21 protein-coding genes are annotated in these 20,964 nt (G+C 73.1%); 16 read left to right on the plus strand and 5 right to left on the minus strand.

Annotation, left to right across the window (positions count from 1 at the left end):
* Positions 1-100 precede the first annotated feature (100 nt).
* The 6 genes from ACZ6EM_RS05455 (at position 101) to ACZ6EM_RS05480 (ending at position 6,136) form a co-directional block, all read left to right on the plus strand.
* Positions 101-1,174 carry an ABC transporter substrate-binding protein gene (locus ACZ6EM_RS05455; RefSeq protein ID WP_465771746.1) on the plus strand — a complete coding sequence of 358 codons (1,074 nt, stop codon included), beginning with the start codon at positions 101-103 and terminating at the stop codon, positions 1,172-1,174.
* Positions 1,175-1,244: 70 nt separating this feature from the next.
* Positions 1,245-2,273 (plus strand): NrtA/SsuA/CpmA family ABC transporter substrate-binding protein, encoded by a 1,029-nt coding sequence (locus tag ACZ6EM_RS05460; RefSeq protein ID WP_465771748.1) that lies wholly within the window; start codon positions 1,245-1,247, stop codon positions 2,271-2,273.
* Positions 2,270-3,136, plus strand: a complete 867-nt coding sequence (locus ACZ6EM_RS05465; RefSeq protein ID WP_465771749.1) for an ABC transporter permease — start codon at positions 2,270-2,272, stop codon at positions 3,134-3,136. Before ACZ6EM_RS05460 ends, ACZ6EM_RS05465 begins: the two co-directional genes overlap by 4 nt.
* A complete protein-coding gene (locus ACZ6EM_RS05470) occupies positions 3,133-3,999 on the plus strand; it encodes an ABC transporter ATP-binding protein (protein WP_465771750.1) in 867 nt (288 codons plus the stop codon). The genes ACZ6EM_RS05465 and ACZ6EM_RS05470 overlap by 4 nt, the downstream gene beginning before the upstream one ends.
* 139 nt (positions 4,000-4,138) lie before the next feature.
* Positions 4,139-5,044, plus strand: coding sequence for an ABC transporter substrate-binding protein (locus ACZ6EM_RS05475; protein WP_465771751.1), 906 nt, complete (start codon positions 4,139-4,141; stop codon positions 5,042-5,044).
* Between the two features lie 3 nt (positions 5,045-5,047).
* Positions 5,048-6,136, plus strand: a complete 1,089-nt coding sequence (locus ACZ6EM_RS05480; RefSeq protein ID WP_465771752.1) for an LLM class flavin-dependent oxidoreductase — start codon at positions 5,048-5,050, stop codon at positions 6,134-6,136.
* Between the two features lie 184 nt (positions 6,137-6,320).
* On the opposite strand, the gene ACZ6EM_RS05485 is transcribed toward ACZ6EM_RS05480, so the two are convergent.
* Positions 6,321-7,313: an aldo/keto reductase gene (locus ACZ6EM_RS05485; RefSeq protein WP_465771753.1), complete on the minus strand. Its 993-nt coding sequence runs from the start codon at positions 7,311-7,313 to the stop codon at positions 6,321-6,323.
* Between the two features lie 512 nt (positions 7,314-7,825).
* On the opposite strand from ACZ6EM_RS05485, the gene ACZ6EM_RS05490 reads away from it, so the two are divergent.
* The 6 genes from ACZ6EM_RS05490 (at position 7,826) to ACZ6EM_RS05515 (ending at position 12,543) form a co-directional block, all read left to right on the plus strand.
* Positions 7,826-8,845 carry an LLM class flavin-dependent oxidoreductase gene (locus ACZ6EM_RS05490; protein ID WP_359898555.1) on the plus strand — a complete coding sequence of 340 codons (1,020 nt, stop codon included), beginning with the start codon at positions 7,826-7,828 and terminating at the stop codon, positions 8,843-8,845.
* Between the two features lie 368 nt (positions 8,846-9,213).
* Positions 9,214-9,780, plus strand: a complete 567-nt coding sequence (locus ACZ6EM_RS05495; protein ID WP_465771754.1) for a TetR/AcrR family transcriptional regulator — start codon at positions 9,214-9,216, stop codon at positions 9,778-9,780.
* 67 nt (positions 9,781-9,847) lie between these two features.
* On the plus strand, positions 9,848-10,480 hold the full coding sequence (locus ACZ6EM_RS05500; RefSeq protein ID WP_465771755.1) for a DUF4865 family protein: 633 nt from the start codon (positions 9,848-9,850) through the stop codon (positions 10,478-10,480).
* A gap of 17 nt (positions 10,481-10,497) precedes the next feature.
* Complete coding sequence (locus ACZ6EM_RS05505) at positions 10,498-11,001, plus strand: carboxymuconolactone decarboxylase family protein (protein WP_401055181.1); 504 nt, start codon at positions 10,498-10,500, stop codon at positions 10,999-11,001.
* Complete coding sequence (locus ACZ6EM_RS05510; protein WP_465771756.1) at positions 10,998-11,951, plus strand: phosphotriesterase family protein; 954 nt, start codon at positions 10,998-11,000, stop codon at positions 11,949-11,951. The genes ACZ6EM_RS05505 and ACZ6EM_RS05510 overlap by 4 nt, the downstream gene beginning before the upstream one ends.
* Positions 11,952-12,051: 100 nt before the next feature.
* Positions 12,052-12,543: a GNAT family N-acetyltransferase gene (locus ACZ6EM_RS05515; protein WP_401055017.1), complete on the plus strand. Its 492-nt coding sequence runs from the start codon at positions 12,052-12,054 to the stop codon at positions 12,541-12,543.
* Positions 12,544-12,743: 200 nt separating this feature from the next.
* Here ACZ6EM_RS05515 and ACZ6EM_RS05520 read toward each other — a convergent pair whose 3' ends face one another.
* Positions 12,744-13,508: an SDR family NAD(P)-dependent oxidoreductase gene (locus ACZ6EM_RS05520; RefSeq protein WP_465771757.1), complete on the minus strand. Its 765-nt coding sequence runs from the start codon at positions 13,506-13,508 to the stop codon at positions 12,744-12,746.
* 137 nt (positions 13,509-13,645) lie between these two features.
* Between ACZ6EM_RS05520 and ACZ6EM_RS05525 the strand changes: the two genes are divergently transcribed.
* Both ACZ6EM_RS05525 and ACZ6EM_RS05530 read left to right on the plus strand, forming a co-directional pair.
* The gene (locus ACZ6EM_RS05525; protein WP_452177450.1) at positions 13,646-14,266 is read left to right on the plus strand and encodes a TetR family transcriptional regulator; all 621 of its coding nucleotides are present in this window, start codon (positions 13,646-13,648) and stop codon (positions 14,264-14,266) included.
* A 266-nt stretch (positions 14,267-14,532) separates the two neighbouring features.
* On the plus strand, positions 14,533-15,675 hold the full coding sequence (locus ACZ6EM_RS05530) for an alpha/beta hydrolase (protein WP_465771758.1): 1,143 nt from the start codon (positions 14,533-14,535) through the stop codon (positions 15,673-15,675).
* Between the two features lie 158 nt (positions 15,676-15,833).
* Here the strand turns inward: ACZ6EM_RS05530 and ACZ6EM_RS05535 are convergent, their stop codons facing one another.
* Entirely contained in the window at positions 15,834-16,163 is a 330-nt protein-coding gene (locus ACZ6EM_RS05535) for a phenolic acid decarboxylase (RefSeq protein ID WP_359898547.1), read from the minus strand.
* A 202-nt stretch (positions 16,164-16,365) separates the two neighbouring features.
* Between ACZ6EM_RS05535 and ACZ6EM_RS05540 the strand changes: the two genes are divergently transcribed.
* Positions 16,366-16,902: a hypothetical protein gene (locus tag ACZ6EM_RS05540; RefSeq protein WP_465771759.1), complete on the plus strand. Its 537-nt coding sequence runs from the start codon at positions 16,366-16,368 to the stop codon at positions 16,900-16,902.
* 220 nt (positions 16,903-17,122) lie between these two features.
* Here the strand turns inward: ACZ6EM_RS05540 and ACZ6EM_RS05545 are convergent, their stop codons facing one another.
* Positions 17,123-17,770, minus strand: a complete 648-nt coding sequence (locus ACZ6EM_RS05545) for a hypothetical protein (protein WP_465771760.1) — start codon at positions 17,768-17,770, stop codon at positions 17,123-17,125.
* A gap of 462 nt (positions 17,771-18,232) precedes the next feature.
* Positions 18,233-19,030: an IclR family transcriptional regulator gene (locus ACZ6EM_RS05550; RefSeq protein WP_359898544.1), complete on the minus strand. Its 798-nt coding sequence runs from the start codon at positions 19,028-19,030 to the stop codon at positions 18,233-18,235.
* Positions 19,031-19,233: 203 nt separating this feature from the next.
* Between ACZ6EM_RS05550 and aceB the strand changes: the two genes are divergently transcribed.
* A complete protein-coding gene (aceB, locus tag ACZ6EM_RS05555) occupies positions 19,234-20,886 on the plus strand; it encodes a malate synthase A (protein ID WP_465771761.1) in 1,653 nt (550 codons plus the stop codon).
* The last annotated feature ends 78 nt before the right edge of the window (positions 20,887-20,964 follow it).

Genomic DNA, 20,964 nt, shown 5'->3' on the forward strand with positions numbered 1-20,964 from the left:
GCACAACTTCTTTGCGCACCAGGCCTCATGGGCCTCCGTGCGGTCATCGATCCCGAGCTCCTCCGGCCGTCGTCGGAGCCCCCGTAGAGGACCAACTCCGTTGTCCAGTCGTACCCAGAACGCCTCCTCGCTTCCCGACACCCTCTGGTTCACCCGTTGCCCGGTGCCCACCGCGACCGGGATCGCCGCCGATCAGGGTTGGCTCGCCCGCGAGTTCGCCACCGACGGCATCGCGGTCCGCTCGCTGCAGGACGCACCGCCCGAGGTGGCCGCGGACCACCACTACACCCACGCGCTGACCGGTCTGTTCCGGGAGGGCGGAAACGTCCCCGCGCTGTGGGCCCGTTCGCGCGGCGAGGCGACCAGGCTGATCGGCCTCACCTGGATCGAGGAGCGCCAGGTGGTACTCGTCCGGGCCGGCAGCGGCATCACCGAACCCGGACAATTGCGTGGACTGCGGCTGGCGGTGCCACATCATGACATCGGCATCGACTTCTGGCGGGCGATGGCGCTGGCCGGCCTCCGGGGCGCCCTCGGGCTCGCGGGCCTCACCCTGGCGGACGCCGAGCTGGTGGACGTCCCCGGTTCCGAGGGCGGCGGGCAGTGGTCCGCCGAGCTGGCCGCGCTGCGGGACGGCACGGTGGACGCGGTGTACGTGAAGGGGGCGCTCGCCGTCGAGGCGGCCCGCCGGGTCGGTGCGGAGGTGGCCGTGGAACTGGACGCGGCGCCGGACCGCCGGGCCCGGGTCAACAACGGCACGCCCCGGCCGATCACCGTCCACCAGCGGCTGCTGGACGAACACCCCGAGCTGGTGGCCCGGTTCCTCGCCGTGCTGCTGGAGGCCGCCGACTGGGCGGCGGAGCGTCCGGAGGAGGTCGTCCGGATCCTGCGGGCCGAGACCGGTGCCGGTGCCGAGGGCGTCGCCGGAGCCTATGCGCCGGGCAGCCACCGGACCCTGCGGCTCGACCTGTCGGCGGAGCGGCTGGAGCTACTCGCGCTGCAGGAACGATTCCTCAGGGAGCAGGGCTTCCTTGCCGCGCCGGTGGACGTCCAGGCCTGGGCCGACCCGGAGCCGCTGCGTGCAGCGCGCGAGTTGTTGCGGGTGCGGCGTGCGGGTGAGGCGGCGGGCGCGGGTTCCGGTGCCGGCGGCGTTCGGATCGCAGACTTCAGGTAACAGCGTTCAGCTAACAGATTTCGAAAGTTGTCAGCTGTCGGCTGTCATCTGTCACCCCTTGGAGACCCCCGTGAAGACCCCTCGTCCCGCGCTCGCCGCCACCGTTCTGCTCGCCTCCGCCGCCCTCACCGCCTGCGGCTCCTCCGCCGACGGGGCCAAGGCCTCCGCCGACGGCGGGGCCGGCGGCAAGGCCGACGTGGTGCTCCGCCTGCCCGATCCCGGCAACAACGGCTTCCTGGCCCGCGGCAAGAAGGACGGTTCACTGGACCGCACCCTGGCCGCGGTCCACGCCAAGGTCGCCTGGACCGGCAGCGCCGGCCCCTTCGCCCCCGCCGCCCAGGCCCTCTCCGCCGACCAACTGGACATCGCCCAGGGCTCGATCACCTCGGCCGTCGCCGCGCTCGCCCAGAAGCCCGGCTTCAAGCTGTTCGCCCAGACCGCGCCCGACGGCGTCGGCGAGGGGATCCTGGTGAAGAACGACTCGCCCGTCAAGTCCGTCCAGGACCTGGTCGGCAGGAAGGTCGCCGTCTCCCAGGGCGGCACCAGCGAGTACCTGCTGCTCAAGGCACTGGCGAAGAACGGCGTCCCGGCCGACAAGGTGGAGCGGGTCTACCTGCGCGCCGACCAGACCTCCGGCGTCTTCAACTCCGGCCAGGTGGACGCCTGGGCGACCTGGAACACCTTCTCGACCCCCGCCATCGCCAACGCCGGTGCGCACTTCCTGGTCAACGGCCAGGAGGTGGGCTCCGACAACTACGCGGTCTGGGCGGTGCGCAACGGCTTCGCCGACAAGCACCCCGAGGTGGTGAAGGCCTTCTACGCCTATCTGCGGGAGAACGGCGCCAAGGAGAAGGCCGACCCGGCCGGCTACCTCAACGTGTTCACCGACGCCGGCCCGACCGCCGTCACCCCCGCCGAGAAGGACGTCGCGGTGAACGTCGGCAAGCAGGGCACCCCGGCCGACGCCATCTCCGACGCCGACATCGCCCGCTTCGGGACGGTCGCCCAGTTCTTCGCCGACCAGAAGGTCACCAAGCAGCTGGTGGACGTCAAGCCGTACCTGATCGACATCAACAAGCTCGGGGACGGTGCCAAGTGACCACCGCAGCCCGGCCGTTCACGCCGGAAGACACCCGGGCCGCACTGGACTCCGGCCTGGTCGCCCCGCAGAGCTGGCGGCACCGGCCCCGCCCCCGGGCACTCGCCGTGACCCTGCGCACCATCGGTCCGCTCGCCCTGCTCGGCGGCTGGGCACTCGCCTCGGCCACCGGCGCGCTCACCCAGGACGTGCTCGCCTCGCCCGCCCAGGTCGCGCAGGCGGTGGGGGAGTTGTGGGGCAACGGCCAGCTGACCGACGCCCTGTCGGTCTCCCTCACCCGCGCCGGACTCGGACTGTTCTTCGGCGCGACCACCGGACTGGTGCTCGGCGTGGTCACCGGATTCACCCGCCTCGGCGAGGAGTTGCTCGACTCCGCGATCCAGGTCCTGCGCACCGTGCCCTTCCTGGCCCTCGTCCCGCTGTTCATGGTGTGGTTCGGCATCACCGAGACCGCGAAGGTCGCCCTGATCGGGGTCGCCACCAGCTTCCCGATGTACGTGTCCGCCTCGGGTGGGGTCCGCAGCACCGACCGCAAGCTGGTCGAGGCGATGCGCAGCTTCGGCCTCGGACGCTGGGCGATCGTGCGCACGGTCGTGCTGCCCGGCGCCCTGCCCTCGCTGCTGTCCGGACTGCGCCTGTCGATGACGCTCAGCGTGATCGCCCTGATCGCCGCCGAGGAGATCAACTCCACCGAAGGCATCGGCTACTTGATGGCCCAGGCGCAGAACTACTCGCGCACCGACGTCCTCGCCGTCTGCATCCTGATCTACGGGCTGCTCGGCCTCGCCGCGGACGGTGTCGTCCGGGTCCTGGAGCGCGTGCTGATGCCGTGGCGCCAGGTCGTCCAGGGAGCGGCCCGATGACCGCCGACACGTTCACCATCGCCACGTCCTCGTCCTCCACGCCGTCCTCTCCGTCGGTCTCCTCCGCCTCCTCGGTCTCCTCGGTCTCCTCCGCCTCCTCGGTCTCCTCGGCCTCCTCGGTCTCCTCGGCCTCCTCGGTCTCCTCGGCCTCCTCGGCCTCCGAGGAGACGGTCCCGGCCGTCCACCTGCGCGGTCTGCGCCGGGTGTTCGGCACCCGGGCGGTGCTCGACGGGGTCGACCTCTCCATCGCCCGTGGGGAGTTCGTCGCCCTGCTGGGTGCGAGCGGCACCGGAAAGACCACGCTGCTGCGCATCCTCGGGGCGCTCGACCAGGCGGACGGGGGCACCGTGCTCGTCCCGCCGGTCCGAACCGTGGTGTTCCAGGAGCCCCGCCTGGTGCCGTCGAAGCGGGTGCTGGCGAACGTCACGGTCGGCCTGCCGCGCGGCGCCGCGACCCGGGAGACCGGGCTGAAGGCGCTCGCCGAGGTCGGCCTGGAGCGGCACGCCGAGGCCTGGCCGGCCACCCTGTCGGGAGGTGAGGCGCAGCGCGTCGCACTCGCCCGGGCGCTCGTCCGGGAGCCGCAACTCCTGCTGCTCGACGAACCGTTCGCCGCCCTGGACGCGCTCACCCGGCTGCGCATGCAGGACCTCGTCGGCGACCTGGTGCGCCGCCACCGCCCGGCGGTACTGCTGGTCACCCACGACGTGGACGAAGCCGTGCGGCTCGCCGACCGGATCGTGGTACTGCGCGACGGCCTGCTCGCCCGGGACGAAGCCGTCACCGTCGAGAGCCCGCGCGACCCGGCCGATCCGGCCTTCGCCGACCTGCGGCGACGGCTGCTCGCCGACCTCGGCGTCCACTGACGCCCGCGATCCACCACGGTGCACCGCGATTCCCCGCAGTTCCCCGCGGTTCCCCGAGAACCCCCCCGCTATCCTCCCGATTCCCCCCGATTCACCCTGACTTCCGACCAACCGAGCCCGCACCACCGGAGTTGACCAGATGACCGTCACCCTCGGCGTCCACGCCAGCAACCCGTCGCTCTACTACCTCGCCCGACTCCCCTACCTGGACGAGGAACTGGCCCCGCACGGCGAGACCGGCGGCTTCCACCACTACGCGGACGGCACCCGCACCGGCGCGCTGCTCGCCGAGGGCGTCATCGACTTCGGCGGCACCGGCTCCACCCCGCCGATCACCGCCCAGGCGGCCGGCCACGACCTGGTCTACGCGGCCGTCTCCGCACCCCGCCCCGACCACGGCGCCCTCCTGGTGCTGGACTCCGGCCCGGTGCGGACGGTCGCGGACCTCAAGGGTGCCGCCGTCGTCCTCGCCGTCGGCTCCTGGCAGACCCACCTGCTCGCCAAGGCCCTGCACGCGCAGGGACTTTCGTACGGCGACGACGTCACCCCGGAGCGCCCGGCGGCCGGCCAGGACCAGGCCCGGCGGCTGCGCGACGGCGAGATCGCCGGCTGGATCGCCCAGGGCGCCGAACTCGCCGCCGCCCGCCGCACCGGGGAGTTCCGCGAGCTGATCCGCACCGGTGACGTCATCACCGACCGTTCGGTGTTCTTCACCCGCCGGGACTTCGCGACCAGCCGCCCCGAGGTGGTCGCCGCGATCGCGACCGCGCTGCGCCGGGCGGACGCCTGGGCGGCCGCCAATCCGGCCGAGGCCGCCGCGATCGCCGCCGAGGAACTGGGCGGCACGGCCGCCGACTGGCAGTCCGCGCTGGTCGCGCTGCCCTGGCGGCTGGAGCCCGCCACCGCCGGGTTCGTCGCCGAACAGCAGGAGGCCGCGGACATCTTCCACGGTGCGGGCTTCATCGACCGGGCACTGACCGTCGCCGACGCCCACCTCCCCGCCCTGGAGGCCCCGGTGGCCGCCGCGCTCGCGAAGGCGGTCTGACCCGTGGCCTCCGAAGTCCTCTGGTACATCATTCCGCGCGAGGGGCACTACCCCTGGGAGCCGGCCGGCCGCCGTCCGGTGGACCTCCGCTACCTCCAGCAACTGGCGGGCAGTGTCGAGCGACTGGGCTACACCGGCGCGCTGCTCGCGACCGACCTGTACGACGTCTGGACGCTCGGCAGCGCGCTCGCGGCCGCCACCACCCCGGCCTTCAAGCCGCTGCTGGCCGTCCACCCGGGGCTGGTCTCACCCACCCTGCTGGCCAAGATGGCACTCAGCTTCGACCACCTGCACGGCGGCCGGCTGCGCTTCAACGTGGTGAACGGCTCGACCGCGCAGCTGCGCGAGTACGGCTTGGACGTCGAGCACGACGACCGCTACCGGCTCAGCGGCGAGTACTGGTCGATCGTCAAGCGCCTCACGGCGGGTGAAGTCTTCGACCACAAGGGCGAGTTCTACGAGCTGAAGAACGCGGGCGCGAGCCTGCGCGAGCTGACCCCGGTGCAGCCCGGCGGCATCCCGCTCTGGTTCGGCGGCAGCTCGGCGGCCGGCATCGAGATGGCCGCCGAACACGTGGACGTCTACCTGACCTGGGGAGAGCCGCCGCACCTGCTCAAGGAGAAGCTGGACCTGGTCCGCGAGCGGGCCGCCGCCCACGGCCGGTCGGTGCGGATCGGGCTGCGGCTGCACCTGATCGTCCGCGACACCGAGGACGAGGCCTGGGCCGCCGCCGACCGGCTGCTGGACGTCACCGGTGAGGCCACCTACGCGCGCCAGCTGGGTGGCGCGACGGCGGAGGACGGGGTCGGCTGGCAACGGCAGTTCCGCCAGCACGGCGGGAAGGTGCCGGCGCGGGCCCGGGAGCTGGAGGTCTACCCCAACCTCTGGCCGGGAATGAGCCTGTTCCGCCCCGGGCCCGGTACGGCGGTGGTCGGCTCGACGGCCCAGGTGATCGAGCGCCTGCAAGAGTTCGAGGCGCTGGGTGTCGACACCTTCATCCTCTCGGGCAACCCGCTGCTGGAGGAGGCCCATCGGGTTGCAGAAACGGTTCTGCCCGCTCTGGGCATCAAGCGGCCGCACACCGGTAGCTGACTGGTGACAGCTGGCAAGTGACGGATAACGGATAACGGATGACAGCTGACAGATTTCGAAATCTGTCAGCTGTCATCCGTCGATCGTCAGCTGTCAGCGTCAGCCGTAGCCGTAGCCGTAGCCGTAGCCGTAGCCATCAGCCGCAGCGATCAGCCTCGGCCTCCGGTCGGCGCCTCCGCCCGGCTCAGCGGCTCAGCCGGTCGATCTCCGCCAACTCCTCGGCCGTCAGCGGCCCGCCCGCCAGTGCGTCGAGGTTCTGGTCCAGCTGGGCGACGCTGCTCGCACCGATGATCACCGAGACCACCCGCGGGTCCCGCAGCACCCAGCACAGCGCCAGCTGCGCCAGCGTCTGCCCGCGCCGCTCGGCGACGGCGGCCAGCGCCCGCAGCTGCTCCAGCTTCCGTTCGGTCAGCGCCTCCTCGGTGAGGAACTTCCCGACCGACATCCGCGAGCCCGCCGGAACCGCGCCGGACAGGTAGCGGTCGGTCAGCAGTCCCTGGGCCAGCGGCGAGTAGGCGATGAGGCTGCTCTGGGTGTCGCCCACCGCGTCCAGCACGCCGCCGTCCTCCACGTGCCGGTTGAGGATCGAGTACGCCGACTGGTTCATCAGCACCGGCGTCCCCAGCTCGCGCAGGATCGTCACCGCCTCCCGGTGCTGTTCCGCCGGGTAGTTGGAGATCGCCGCGTACAGCGCCCTGCCCGAGCGCACCGCGCTGTCGAGCGCGCCCATCGTCTCCTCGATCGGGGTGTCCGGGTCGTACCGGTGCGAGTAGAAGACGTCGACGTAGTCCAGCCCCATCCGGTCCAGTGACTGGTCGAGGCTGGCCAGCAGGTACTTGCGGCTGCCGCCGTTGCCGTACGGGCCGGGCCACATGTCCCAGCCGGCCTTGGTGGCGATGAACAGCTCGTCCCGGTACGGCCGGAAGTCCTGGGCGAACAGGTAGCCGAAGTTGCGCTCGGCGCTGCCGTACGGCGGGCCGTAGTTGTTCGCCAGGTCGAAGTGCGTGACGCCCCGGTCGAAGGCCCGGCGCAGCACCGCCCGCTGCACGTCCAGCGGCTGGGCGTCACCGAAGTTGTGCCAGAGCCCCAGCGAGACGGCGGGCAGCTGGACGCCGCTGCGGCCGGCCTTCCGATAGGTCATCGAGTCATAGCGGTCATCCGCGGCGAGGTAGCTCATGCCGGACATCCTGCCAGTCCGTCGCGGCGGATCAAGCCTTGCCCCGTTCCGGGCCGGTGCCTATCCTCGCGGAGGATCGCGTGCGTGCGAGGCGAGGGGGAGGCGAGATGGCAGTCCGGACCGTGGCCGTGGCCGCCGCCGCAGCCCGCTGTTGTTGTCGCCACCGCCGCAGCACCGACCGCTGACGCCACCCGCGAGCCCCGCCGCCCGAGCGGCCCACCGCCCGCCCCGTCGGCCGTTCCGCCGGTGCCGCCCGTAGGAGCGCAGCGCCGGACCGCGCACCGGCTCCCCGCGCTCCGCTCTCCGTGCGGCTCACCGAATCCCGGGACGCTCCGGCCCGCCGGTCCCGTCCCGGTCCTGCTCAGCTCGTTCCCATGCTCAGCCCGCACCCGGCCCGGGGCCCGGTCCTGTACCCGGCCATGGCCCCGGCCCGACCCTGGTCCGGCCCGAACCCGACCCCGGCCCGACCCCGGCCCGACCCGAGCCCGTCCCGAGCGCCCAAGGAGACCGCCGTGCGGTTCACCGTCTCGTCCCTCGTCGCCAACGCCCCCGACCCGGTCACCGGTGTCCGGCGCACCCCGCAGCAGAAGCTGCACAACGTCATCGACCAGGCCGTCCTCGCCGAGCAGCTCGGCTACGACGGCTACGGCGTGGGGGAGCGGCACGGTGAGCCGTTCCTCTCCCCGGCGCCGCCCCTGCTGCTGAGCGCCATCGCTGCCCGCACCTCCACCATCCGGCTGTTCACCACGGTGACGGTGCTCAGCGTCCTCGACCCGGTCCGGGTCGCCGAGGACTACGCGATGCTCGACCAACTCTCCGGGGGTCGACTGGAGTTGATCGTCGGCAAGGGCAACGACCCGCGCCACTTCGGTCTGTTCGGCCTCCCCGAGGAGCGCCAGTGGGAGGCGCTCGCGGAGAACTACGGCCTGCTGCGCAGGCTCTGGCGCGAGGAGAAGGTGACCTGGGAGGGCTCGACCCGCCCGCCGCTCACGGACGTCACGGTCTGGCCGCGCCCGCTCCAGGACCCGATCCCGGTGTGGCACGGCAGCGCGACCAGCACGCGGTCCACCGACCTCGCGGCCCGCCACGGCGACCCGCTCTTCTCCGCCAACTCCTTCCATCCGCTGGAGAAGTACCGGACGCTGGTCGAGCACTACCGCGAGCGCTGGGAGCACTACGGGCACGACCCGGCGCGGGCCCGGGTGGGCGCGAGCTTCGGCGGACTGTTCGTCGCCGAGCGCTCACAGGACGCCGTCGAGGGCTTCCGCCCGTACTGGAACGCACTGTTCGACTCGGCCGCGGGCCGGCACAACAACTCGCCGTTCACCTCGCTGGAGGACGCGCTGGAGCGCGGCTCGGCGCTGGTCGGCAGTCCGCAGCAGGTGATCGAGAAGATCCACCGCTACCACGAGGCCTTCGGCAACGAGGTGGTCGGCATCGGGGTCGACGCCCTCACCGAGGGGGCGCAGCGCGAGCAGTTGGAGCTGTTCGCGAGCGCGGTGGCGCCGGAGATCCGTCGGGCGCTGCCGTAGCGGTCCACGCCCGCCGCGCGCTGCCACGGCAGCCCGGATCCCCCGCCCGCCCGCGCAATGCGCCGTGCACCCCCTACGCGGCGTGACGCCGGCAACCGTGCGTGACGTGACGCGCGCCACCAGGTGCGCCGGAATGCCGTTCGGCGGGGCGGGGGATGACGAACGGTCGAGGGGCCGTGGCCGCCGGGGGGCGGCGCACGGCCCTCAATCGTTCCGCCCGGCGGGGGTCCCGGGGAGCCGCCCGGGCCCCCAGGGCCAGGGCCAGGGCCAGAGCCGGCACCGGAGTCCTGAGCGCGAGCCCGAGTCGGGTCAGGTCGGTCGGAGTCAGCACTGGCCTTCTGTACCTACTGGTATGTACAGTGGTCCGCATGAGCACCCAGGACCGCCTCATCGAGAGCACCCAGGCCCTCCTCTGGGAGCGCGGCTACGTCGGAACCAGCCCCAAGGCCATCCAGCAGCGCTCCGGGGTCGGCCAGGGCAGCATGTACCACCACTTCGCCGGCAAGCCCGACCTCGCGGCCGCCGCCCTGCGCCGCAGCGCCGAGCAGATGCGCGGCGTCGCCGAGGCCGACCTCGCCGCCCCCGGCAGCGCCTACGACCGGATCGCCGCCTACCTGCAGCGCGACCGTGACGTCCTGCGCGGCTGCCGGATCGGCCGGATGGCCCAGGACCCGGACGTGGTCGCCGACCCGCTCCTGCGCGCGCCCGTCGAGGAGACCTTCGACTGGCTGCGCGGCCGGATCGCCGGACTGATCGCCGACGGCCAGGCGGACGGCGAGTTCGCCCCCGGCCTCGACCCGGCCGACACCGCCGCCGCCGTGGTCGCCGTCGTCCAGGGCTGCTACGTCCTGGCCCGTGCCGCCGACAGCGCCGAGCCGTTTGACCGGGCCGTTCGTGGCGCCCTCGGCCTGCTCGCGGCACACCGCACGGCCTGACCCGCCAAGCCCGCCCGGCCGGCAGCCCGCCTGCCTGCCGGACCCGTCGAACCCGAGGAGCCCAGCCGTGCACGCGATGCAGTACGAGATCACCCTGCCCGCCGACTACGACATGGGCGTCATCCGCAAGCGCGTCGCCGACAAGGGCCACCTGCTCGACGCGCACCCGGGCCTCGGCCTCAAGGCCTATCTGGTCCGCGAGCGCGGCCGACAGGGCTCGCCCGTCAACCAGTACGCGCCGTTCTACCTCTGGCGCACCGTCGAGGGCATGAACGGTTTCCTCTGGGGGCCGGGATTCCGCGGACTGAGCGCCGACTTCGGCCGCCCCGCCGTCCGGCACTGGCTGGGCGCGGGCCTGACCCGCGGCGCGTCAGGAACCTCGGCGGCCTCGGCCTCGGCCTCGGAGGCGGCGTCGCCAACGGAGGAGGCGGCCGCGCCGCCGACCACCGCCACCCGGGAGACCGTACGGCTGCCGGAATCCGCCGACCCGGCCGAGGCCGTCGAGCGGGCGCTCGCCGACCTGCCCACGCACCCGGCCCTGCACACCGCTGCCGTGGCCGTCGACCCGAGCCGCTGGGAGCTGCTCCGCTTCGCCCTCTGGCACGGCCCGGCCCCCGAGGACGAGCCCGGCGTCCGTTACCAGGTGCTGCACCTGTCCCGCCCCGAACTCGACCGGCTGCCGGCCGGCCGCCACTGGTGAAAGGACCCACCGCCCCGATGTCCCCCGCGACCGTTCCCACCGGCACCGACCTCACCCCGGCCCCGACCGACCGCACGGCCGGTTACGCCCTGCTCGCCGAACTCGCGGGTCCCGGCGCCGCCACCACGCTCGGGGGCCTGGACGCCCTCGCCCCCGGCTTCCCCGACTGGATCGTCACCAGCCTCTTCGGCGGTACCTACCAGCGTCCCGGACTCGCCCTGCGCGACCGCCAGATCGCGAACCTGGCCGCGCTCACCGCACTCGGCGGCGTCGAGCCGCAGCTGGCCGACCACGTCCGCTACAGCCGACGGATCGGCCTGACGGAGGCGGAGATCACCGAGGTCATCGTCCACCTCGCGCCGTACGTCGGTCTCCCCAAGGCGCTGGCCGGCCTGCGCGTCGCCACCGCCGCCTTCGCGGACGCCGCGGCCAGGGCCGAGGCCAAGGCCGGGACCGGAACTGGCCCCGAGGCCGCGGTGGAGACCGTCGCCGGGAGCACCACCCCGGAGGCCGACGCATGAGCCGCACCGTCCGCACCGTCCGCACCGTCCTCGGCGACCTGGACCCCGCCGACCTCGGGGTCACCGACTCCCACGACCACCTCTTCATCCGCAGCCCGCTGCTCCCCGGCCAGGAGCTGGACGATCCGGCCGCCGCCGAGGACGTCCTGCGGGCCTACGCCGCCGCCGGTGGCCGTGCCCTCGTCCAGTGGACCCCGCTCGGCCTGGGCCGGGGCGCGGACTCCCTCGCCGCGCTCTCCCGCGCCACCGGCGTCCACGTCGTCGCCGCCACCGGCGCGCACCAGGCGGTCCACTACGCGCCGGGCTTCTTCCCGGACGTCGACGGCGGCCCGGCCGAGCGCCCCGGCGCGTACGCCGACCTCGCGGAACGCTTCGTCGCCGAACTCACCACCGGTCTGCCCGGCGCGCCCGAGGGCGTCCGGGCCGGGCTGATCAAGGTCGCGGGCGATCCGGGGCCCGTGAGCCGGCACACCCGGTGGACGATGGCCGCGGCGGCCGAGGCCCACCACGCCACCGGTGCCCCGATCGCCGTCCACCTCGAAGCCGACGGCGCTCCGCTCCGGGTCCTGCACCTGCTGCACGACCGGCACGGGGTCCGGCCCGACCGGATCGTCCTCGGCCACCTCACCCGGCTCCCCGACCGCGCGCTGCACCGTGCCCTGGCCGCCGAGGGGGTCCGGCTCGCCCTGGACAGCCCCTCCCGGTCCGGCCGGTCCGGCGACCACCAGGCCTTCGACGTGATCGCCGACCTGGTCGAGGCGGGCCACGCCGACCAACTGCTGCTCGGCGCCGACACCACCACCCGGAGCGCCCGCGCGGCCGCCGGCCCGGTCGGTCTGCTCGCCGACCTCGCCCCGCGCCTCGCCCGCAGCTACGGCCCGGAACTGCCCGAGCTGCTCCTCGTCACCAACCCGGCCGCCGCCTTCGCCGCCGACTGGCGCACACCGTAGGCGGGGCCTCGTCGCCTGCGGGTCCCATCGGCCGCGGCTGCGGCTGCCGGAGCGGGCATTCGGCAGACGGCCGCCGGGCGGGTCTTCTACGGTGCCGGGCATGGTGATGCTGACGCTCCGAACCCTCACGACCGCCGACTGGCCGCTCTGGCGGGACCTCCGTCTCGCCGCCCTGACCGGCGCGCCGGACGCCTTCAAGGCCGGCCTGGCCGACTGGGACCAGGGCGGTGAGGACCGCTGGCGCGACCGGCTCCGTCTCCCGGACGCCCTCCACGTCGCGGCCCACCTGGACGACGACCCGGTCGGCCTGGTCGGCGGACTGCCCGGATCACCGGACGGCGTGCGGGAGTTGCGCTCGCTCTGGGTCGCCCCGCGGGCGCGCGGCCGGGGCGTCGCGGACCGTCTCGTCGAGGAGGTCGAACGCTGGGCCCGGGCCACCGGCGGCACCACGCTGCGCCTCGCCGTGCTCCCCGGCAACGGGGCGGCGCTCGCCCTCTACCGCCGCCACGGCTTCACCCCACTCGCGGAACCCGGGGACCTGCTCGCCGACGGGGTCGGCCGCGAACTCCTCCTGGCGAAGCCCCTGCGGTGACCGCCGCCGCACCCGGCTCGGTACCGGGGCCGCGGCCGGCCCGGCCTTCCGAGACCGACGGGACGGCCTGGGGACCACGGGAAGGCGGGGCCTGTGCCGCACGGGGGACGGCACAGGCCCCGCCTTCCCGAGGTCGAGCGGTCAATCGGTCGAGTGGTCGAGCGGTCGAGCGGTCTGGCAGGTCGGCGGGTCGACTGGCGTCACATGTGGGTGCCGCCGTCGATGCGGAGCTCGGTGCCGGTGACGAAGGCGCCGTCGTCGGAGGCGAGCATGGCGATCACGCCGGCCACCGTCTCCGGGCCGGCGAAGCCCTGGCCGAGCGCGGGGGAGAGCTTGGCCAGCAGGCTGAGGTCGGCGTCGGCGGGCAGGCCCGGGTTGTGGGTCATGCCGCTGTCGATGCTGCCCGGTGCGACGCAGACCGCGCGCAGGCCCTGCTTCGAGTACTCCGAGGCGATGGCGTGGGTGAAGGACTGGATGCCGCCCTTGGTCGCGGCGTACGCGGCCATGTAGGGGTGGGCGAAGCTCGCGGAGGTGGAGCTGAAGTTGACCACCACGCCCTTGCCGCCGGCGAGCAGCGCGGGGAGCGCCTCGCGGGTCATCAGGAAGGTGCCGGTCAGGTTCACCGCGAGGAGCCTGTTCCAGAACTCCAGGCTGGTCTCGTGGGTGTGCGAGGAGCGGAGGATGCCGGCCGCGTTGACCAGCACGTCCAGGCCGCCCAGGCCGGCGATCGCCCCGGCCACGCCCGCGACGACGGCCGCCTCGTCCGCGATGTCCAGCACCTGGACGGTGAGGCGGTCCGCGGTTCCCTCGGCGGTGGCGCGGTCCAGGGTCTTCTTCAGGCCGTCCTCGTTGACGTCGACGGCGACGATCTTTCCGCCCTCGGCGAGGATCCGGTGCACGGTGGCCTGGCCGATGCCCGAGCCGCCGCCGGTGATCAGGACGTTCCGTCCGCTGAAGCGCTCCATGGTGGTACTCCGTTCGTTCGTGCTCTCTCGACCTCAATAGGCACGTTACGCCCATGTGGCACGTTGTGCCAACAAGTCCATTCGTGCCGATTCGTCGTGACGTGCCGCCTTGGCATCCGCCCGCGTAGGCTGACCCCGTGACCGGACGCCCGACCCTGACCCAGCGCCGCCGTGAGGCCACCCGGCTGGAGATCGCCCGTACCGCCGCCGCGCTCTTCGCCGAGCGGGGCGCGGACGCGACCACCGCCGAGGAGATCGCCCTCGCCGCGGGCATCTCGCTGCGCACGTTCTACCGGTACTTCTCGGTCAAGGAGGACGCCGTCGCTCCGCTGCTCGCGGCGGGCGGGCAGGAGTGGGTGGAGCTCTTCACGGCCAGCCCCGCGGACCTGCCGCTGCGCGAGGCGCTGGAGCGTGCGGCGGTCGCGTCGCTGACCCCGGCCGACGAGGTGCGGGTCGAGATGATGCAGTGGGCCCGCGGTCTGCTGCGCGACCCGAAGCTGAACGCCACCTGGCAGCGCGTCCACGCCGACTCGGAGGAGCGGCTGCGGGCCGCCCTCGCCGAGCGCTGCCCGGACGGCACCGACCCGCTGGAGATCCGGCTGGCGGCCGCCGCCGCGACCGCGGCGATCCGGGTGGCCCTGGAGCAGTGGGCCGCTTCCGAGGCGCCCCTCGCCGGTCCGGGTTCCCCGCAGGACCTCGGCGCTCGCTGCATGCGCGAGCTCACGGAGGGGCTGCGGCTGTGGGGGCGGGTTGGCTGAGCCCGGGGCCCGGCCGTCGACTGGCCGGTGACGGCCGACAGCGGACAGCGGACAGCCGACAGATTTCAGATGACAACTTTCGAAATCTGTTATCTGAAAGTTGTCATCCGTCCGCCCGGCTCCCCGTAACCTCCCAGCCGCGGTCGGCTTTCTCCCAGCTGGCGTTAGGGTTGGTCCTCGCGCCCCGGCAGGGGGGAACCGGGGTGACCTCCTCGGATGTCCCCAGCGGAGGGGACTGGAGTTCGAGGCGTGGGAGCAAGCAGGACATGGGTCTGACGAGCCACAAGGTGCTGGCGCTGACCGCACTGATCGCGGTCGTGATGATGGTCGGCACGGTCTGGCTGTGGCCCAGACTCGCGAAGAAGACCTGGCAGGCAGTGCTCGGCCGGATCGGCGCACTGCTCGCCACCCAGCTCACGGTGCTCGCCGCGCTCGGCCTGGTCGCCAACAACTACTTCGCCTTCTACAGCAGTTGGGACGACCTGCTGGGCATCGGCGACACCGGCCCGGTGGTCATCCACAACAAGGCGGACGCCTCCGGCCGGCTGATGGTGGAGACGATGGGCCAGGCCGCGGTCAAGGGCGGCGGCGCGATGGGCCGCGAGCCCGGCCAGTCCGGCGAGATCCGCAAGATCAGGATCGACGGCGCGGTCAGCCGGCTGTCCACCGAGGGCTACGTCTACCTGCCGCCGCAGTACTTCCAGCCGGAGTACGCCCAGAAGCAGTTCCCGGCCGTGATCGTCAGCACCGGATTCCCAGGAATCGCCGAGAATCTGATCACCCGCTTCAACTACCCGGGTGCGGCGCTCAAGCTGCTGCAGGAAGGGCGGATGCAGCCGACCGTCATGGTCCTGGTGCGCCCCTCGCCCGCGCTGCCCCAGGACACCGAGTGCGAGGACGTCCCGAACGGCCCGCAGTCCGACACCTACTTCACCAAGGACGTGCCCTCGGCGATCCAGGCCAGCTACCGGGTCTCCTCCGACCCGCAGGCCTGGGCCTTCATGGGCAACTCGACCGGCGGCTACTGCGCGCTCAAGCTGGCCATGCGTCACCCGGACGTCTTTCCGACCGCCGTCGCCCTCTCCGCCTACTACGACGCGGCCGACGACCCCACCACGGGCGACCTCTTCGGCGGCAGCAAGCAGCGCCGCGACGAGGCCAACCTGATGTGGCGGCTGAAGAACCTGCCGCAGCCGAAGGTGTCCGTGCTGCTGGCCGGCACCAAGAAGGGCGACGGCAGCTACCGGCAGGAGACCGAGGCCTTCGTCGACGCGGTGCAGAGCCCGATGAACGTCTCGTACAGCATGCTGGAGAACGGCGGCCACAACTTCGAGACCTGGAGCGCCCTGCTGCCCTCCTCGCTGGAGTGGCTGTCCCAGCACCTCAAGGTGCCGAACCAGACTGTATGAACCGACCCGGCCGCACCTGGCCGGCCGCACCTGGCCGATCTGAACGACCGAACCCCCGGAGCCGCGGCCCGGGGGTTCGGTCGGCCAGGTCGGCCAGGTTGTTAAGGTCGGCCGGGCCGTTCAGGAACCGTACGGCTCCCGCCCGGCGGTCCGGCCGCTCAGGCCACCCGCTCCAGCGTCCCGGTGTGCAGCTGGCCGACCCGGCCGCCCTCGCCCTCGAAGGTCCAGAAGGCCCGCACGGTCAGCTTGCCGAGGTCCATCACGTGGCTGACGGTGATCCCGCTCTGCTCCGTCCAGCTGATGAAGTAGATCTCCGGCGCGACCTCGGCGACGTGCAGTCGCACGTCCTCCCACTGGCCCGCGGACTCGCCGAGGCCCTCCCAGCGCAGCCGCGTGCCGTCGGCCGAGTAGGTGTTGCGGAAGGCCGCGCCGTTGTCGACCCGGAAGAGGTAGGTGCGGCCGGCGAAGGCGGGCAGGGGCGCGGTCATGGTGGGGCGGGTCCTCGTCTCTGTCAGGTCGTGGCGAGCGTCCGGTCGGGCTCGCCGCTCTTGTGCACGGCGGATGATGTCAGGCTTCCAATTTATCCGACCGGGCGCACTCGGTCAGGCACTCGCCACGGTACGGTCCGCCACGGCGCGGCCGCGCGTGTGCGGCTGGGGCCGGGCCCGGCTCGGGGGCTCCCCGGTCGACGTGGCGGCTCCCGGCGCCGGAGAACGTTCAACTCGACTGCCACGCAGGGTCGTTGATCGACACCACTGTGAGCTGCGCCCTCGCGGACCCCGCCGCCGGGACGTCCACCCCGGCCCCGGCGCCGACCACCACCCCGAGCACCCTGGCGCTGTCCTCCTCGGTCGCCGAAGAGGCGCTGACCTGGTCGGACGAGTTCAACGGCGCGATCAGCTGGGGCCGGCGCTGGAGAACGGCAAGCAGTCCTGGGGCACTGGCTTCCTGACCACTGAGGGCTTCCAGGTCAAGACCGGCGACTACGCCGGGACCCGGGTCGGGCTGCCCGCCGTCAGCGGCGCCTGGCCGGCCCTGTGGACCTGGAAGAACGGCAACGGGGAGATCGACTCCTTCGAGTGCCACCCCGACAACCCGAACCTGCTGGAGCTGACCGACCACGTCGACCCGGGCAACGCGAAGTACTGCACCGACGCGACCGCCGTCGCGATGGACCGGTGGGTGGCCATCGGGACCGATGGCGGCGCCAACTCGGTGGACCGGTAGGTCAACGGCGTCAAGGTCTTCTCGGACGGCAGGGGCGTCGGCGCCACCTGGTCGGCGTGTCTGATCCTCAACCTCTCGGTGTGCCGGTAGGACCCGGGCCATCCCTCAGGCCGGGCCACCCCTCAGGCCGGGCCACCGCCGGACCCGGCCACCTCCGGACCCGGCCACCGCCGGGACGGTTCCGCCGGCCGGGCCGGCCCCGCCGGCGGAACCGCGCGACTCAGGAACCGGCAGCCGCCTCGACCACCCTGATGTCGAACGGCTGCCGGTTGTTGCCATCGTTCCGGTCGTCCGCGCTGCGCACCGTGACCGAGCCGCCGCTCAGTCTGCCCACCGGCAGTTCCGGGTCGAGCCGGACCGGGATGAGGGCGGTCGCGCTGCGCCCCTCCCGCAGCCCGGCTCCGAAGACGCACCGCACGACGCGGCCGTGGCCCGTCACCCGGCAGTCGGACGGGAAGTACGGGCCCTCCGGGCTCACGCCCTCCGGCAGGGTGATCACGACCGTGAACGGGGAGGCGGTGGTGTCCGGGCCTCCGTTGCCGACGAAGGCGTGGATGGTGGTGGTGCCGCCGGGCGTGGCCGGGTCCGGGTCGATCCGGACCACCTCCAGGTCGGAGTCGGACGGTCGGGCGGCGGCGGGTGCGGGCAGTGTGGAGGCTCCGGCCGCTTCCGAGCCGGTACCGGTGCCGGTACCGGAAGCGGCCGTCCCCGCCCCGGGCTTGGCCGGTGCCGGCAGGGTGGAGGCGCCGGTCGTCACCGGCGCAGGCAGGATGGACGCCTCGGGCGCGCCCGTCGCGACGACCTCCACCGCGGGCCGGGGCTCGGGCCGTAGCAACGCCCAGGACGGGTCGGTGGCCAGTACCGTCACCGCGCACCCCGCCGCCACGGCCGCGACCAGCCCGGCTCCGCCGAACCCCCTGCCTCCCGCGGCACGCCGGCCGTCGCCCAACAGGCCGGCACTGCGCAGGCCACGTCCCCGCAGGCCACGTTCCCGCAGACCACGTCCCCGCAGGCGACGGCCCCGCAGGCCACCGCCCGCCGCGACGTCACCTGCCGCGCCACCGCCCGCCGCGCCACCGCCCGGCACGTCGTCACCCCGTACCCCGCCGCCACCGCCCTGAACGGCGCTCCGCACGTCCCGGTGCTGCTGCTCCATCCCCGCTCACCCTGCCCTCGCGTCCCGGCCGCCCGCGCCGTTGCGGGCCGCGTCGGCACCAGGGTGGCGGAGCCGCCGCCGGAGCCCGGCGGCAACCCGCCCGGCGTCCGCTCGAACGGATGACGCGGCACGCCGCTCCGACCGGGTCGACCGGCAACGGTGGTTGACGTGCCGTCAGGGTGCGAGGACCTGACCCAGCCGGGTCGCGATCTGGTGCATCACCGGTACCAGCGAGGCGGCCCCGGCCTGCTCCTCCAGGGCCCGGATGCGGGCCTCCGGTCCGGAGACGGAGAGGGCGGTGGGCGTCGGCGCACCGGGGACGGCGAGCGCGATGCACCGGACGCCGATCTCCTGCTCCTGGTCGTCGACCACGTAGCCGCGCTCGCGCGCCTCGGCGAGCTGGCGCATCAGCTCCTGCGGGTCGGTGACCGTGTACTCGGTGTGGGCGGGCAGGGGGTTGGGGCCGAGGACGGCGCGGGCCTCGTCCTCGGGCAGCTGGGCGAGCAGTGCCTTGCCGACGCCGGTGCAGTGCGGCTGCACCCGTCGGCCGACCTCGGTGAACATCCGCATCGAGCGGCGCGACTGCACCTGTCCGACGTACACCACCTCGCCGCCCTCCAGCACCGCCAGGTTGGCGGTCTCGCCGGTGGCCTCCATGAGCTCGGCCAGGTACGGGCGGGCCCAGCTGCCGAGCAGCCGGCCGGCGGTCTCGCCCAGGCGGATCAGCCGGGGGCCGAGGGTGTAGCGGCGCGCGGTGTCCTGGCGGACATAGCCCTGCTGGACGAGGGTACGAACCAGTCGGTGGATCGTCGGCATCGGGAGGCCGGAACTGGTGGAGAGTTCGCTGAGCGTGGCCACGCCTCCGGAGTCGGCCAGCGCCTCCAGGAGTTGGAAGGCGCGCTCGACGGACTGCACGCCGCCGCTCGCGCGCTCGGTGCCTGTCGTCGATGCTGGGTCGGGGGTCGCAACCACCGGCGTTTCCTTCACTGTCGGGGGAGGAGTAGAGTCCCGGCGACCTCTTCAACAAACCGTTGAAATTCTGTATCGCGGAAACTAGTCTCCACTTTACAGAATCGAACTCGCCGACAGGCGGGTTCCGATCGAGGAAGTTCCCCGGGGAAGTTCCTACCGGAGCTCCCTTCGCCAGGCTCAACCGTCTTAGGAGTGTCCTGCTCATGGCCGCAGATCAAGGGCCCCTCGGCGCCTCCCCCGCCGCTCCGGTCGTCACTGTCGCCGGTCCGCGCGTCCACCGGGCGGAGGAGGTGCTCACCCCGGAGGCGATCGCCTTCGTCGCCGGGCTCCATCGCGCCTTCGAGGGGCGCCGGCAGGAGCTGCTGGCCGGGCGCAAGGCCCGCCGTACCGAGATCGCCGCCGCCGGCACGCTGGGCTTCCTCCCCGGGACCGCCGGGATCCGGGCCGCGGACTGGAAGGTCGCCGAGGCGCCGCGCGCCCTCCAGGACCGCCGGGTCGAGATCACCGGCCCGACCGACCGCAAGATGGTCGTCAACGCGCTCAACTCCGGGGCGCGGATCTGGCTCGCGGACTTCGAGGACGCCACCTCCCCGACCTGGGAGAACGTGGTCGGCGGCCAGGTCAACCTGATCGACGCCTTCGAGGGCCGGATCGACTTCACCAGCACGGCCGGCAAGGCCTACACCCTCAAGCCCGCCGCCGAGCTCGCCACCGTCGTCGTCCGCCCGCGCGGCTGGCACCTGGACGAGAACCACCTGCTGGTCGACGGCACCCCGGTGGCCGGTGCGTTCGTCGACTTCGGGCTCTACTTCTTCCACAACGCCGCCCGGCTGCTGGCCAGGGGCGCCGAGGACCCCAACTCCGGCCCGTACTTCTACCTGCCGAAGACCGAGAGCCACCTCGAAGCCCGTCTGTGGAACGACGTGTTCACCCACGCCCAGGCCGAACTCGGCATCCCGTACGGCACGATCCGGGCGACCGTGCTGATCGAGACCATCACGGCCGCGTTCGAGATGGACGAGATCCTCTACGAGCTGCGCGACCACGCGGCCGGCCTCAACGCCGGGCGCTGGGACTACCTGTTCTCGATCGTCAAGAACTTCCGCGACGCCGGCGAGCACTACATCCTGCCGGACCGCAACAGCGTCACCATGGCCTCGCCCTTCATGGCCGCCTACACCCGGCTGCTGGTGCAGACCTGCCACCGGCGCGGCGCCCACGCGATCGGGGGCATGGCCGCGTTCATCCCGAGCCGCCGCGACCCGGAGGTCAACGCCTCCGCACTGGAGAAGGTCAAGGCCGACAAGGACCGCGAGGCCGGCAACGGCTTCGACGGCTCCTGGGTCGCCCACCCCGACCTGGTGCCGGTCGCCCGGGCCTCCTTCGACGCGGTGCTCGGCGGGCGGCCCCACCAGAAGGACAATCCCGGCCCGGCCGAGCCGGTGACCGCCGCCCAGCTGCTCGACATCGCCGGCGCCGGCGGCACCTGCACCCGTGCGGGGCTGCACAACGCCGTCCAGGTCGGGATCCGCTACATCGAGGCCTGGCTGCGCGGCCTCGGGGCCGTCGGCATCTTCAACATGATGGAGGACGCCGCCACCGCCGAGATCTCCCGCTCGCAGATCTGGCAGTGGATCCACAACGGGGTCGTGCTGTCCGACACCGGCGAGAAGACCACCGCCGATCTGGTCCGCACCCTGGTCGCCGCGGAGCTGGCCGAACTCCTCGCCGAGCTGGGCGAGGAGGCCTACGGTGCCGGCCGCTGGCGCGAGGCCGCGGAGCTCTTCGAACAGGTCGCCCTGGCCGCGGAGTTCGTGGACTTCCTGACCCTCCCCGCGCTGCCCCTGCTGGGCTGATCCCCACCTATCCGCCGGTGTCACCGCTGCCGTCCGCCGGGACGCGGCACTCCGGCGGTCCACCGTTCCGTTCCTACG

It is taken from the genome of Kitasatospora sp. NPDC041917 (assembly GCF_055589745.1).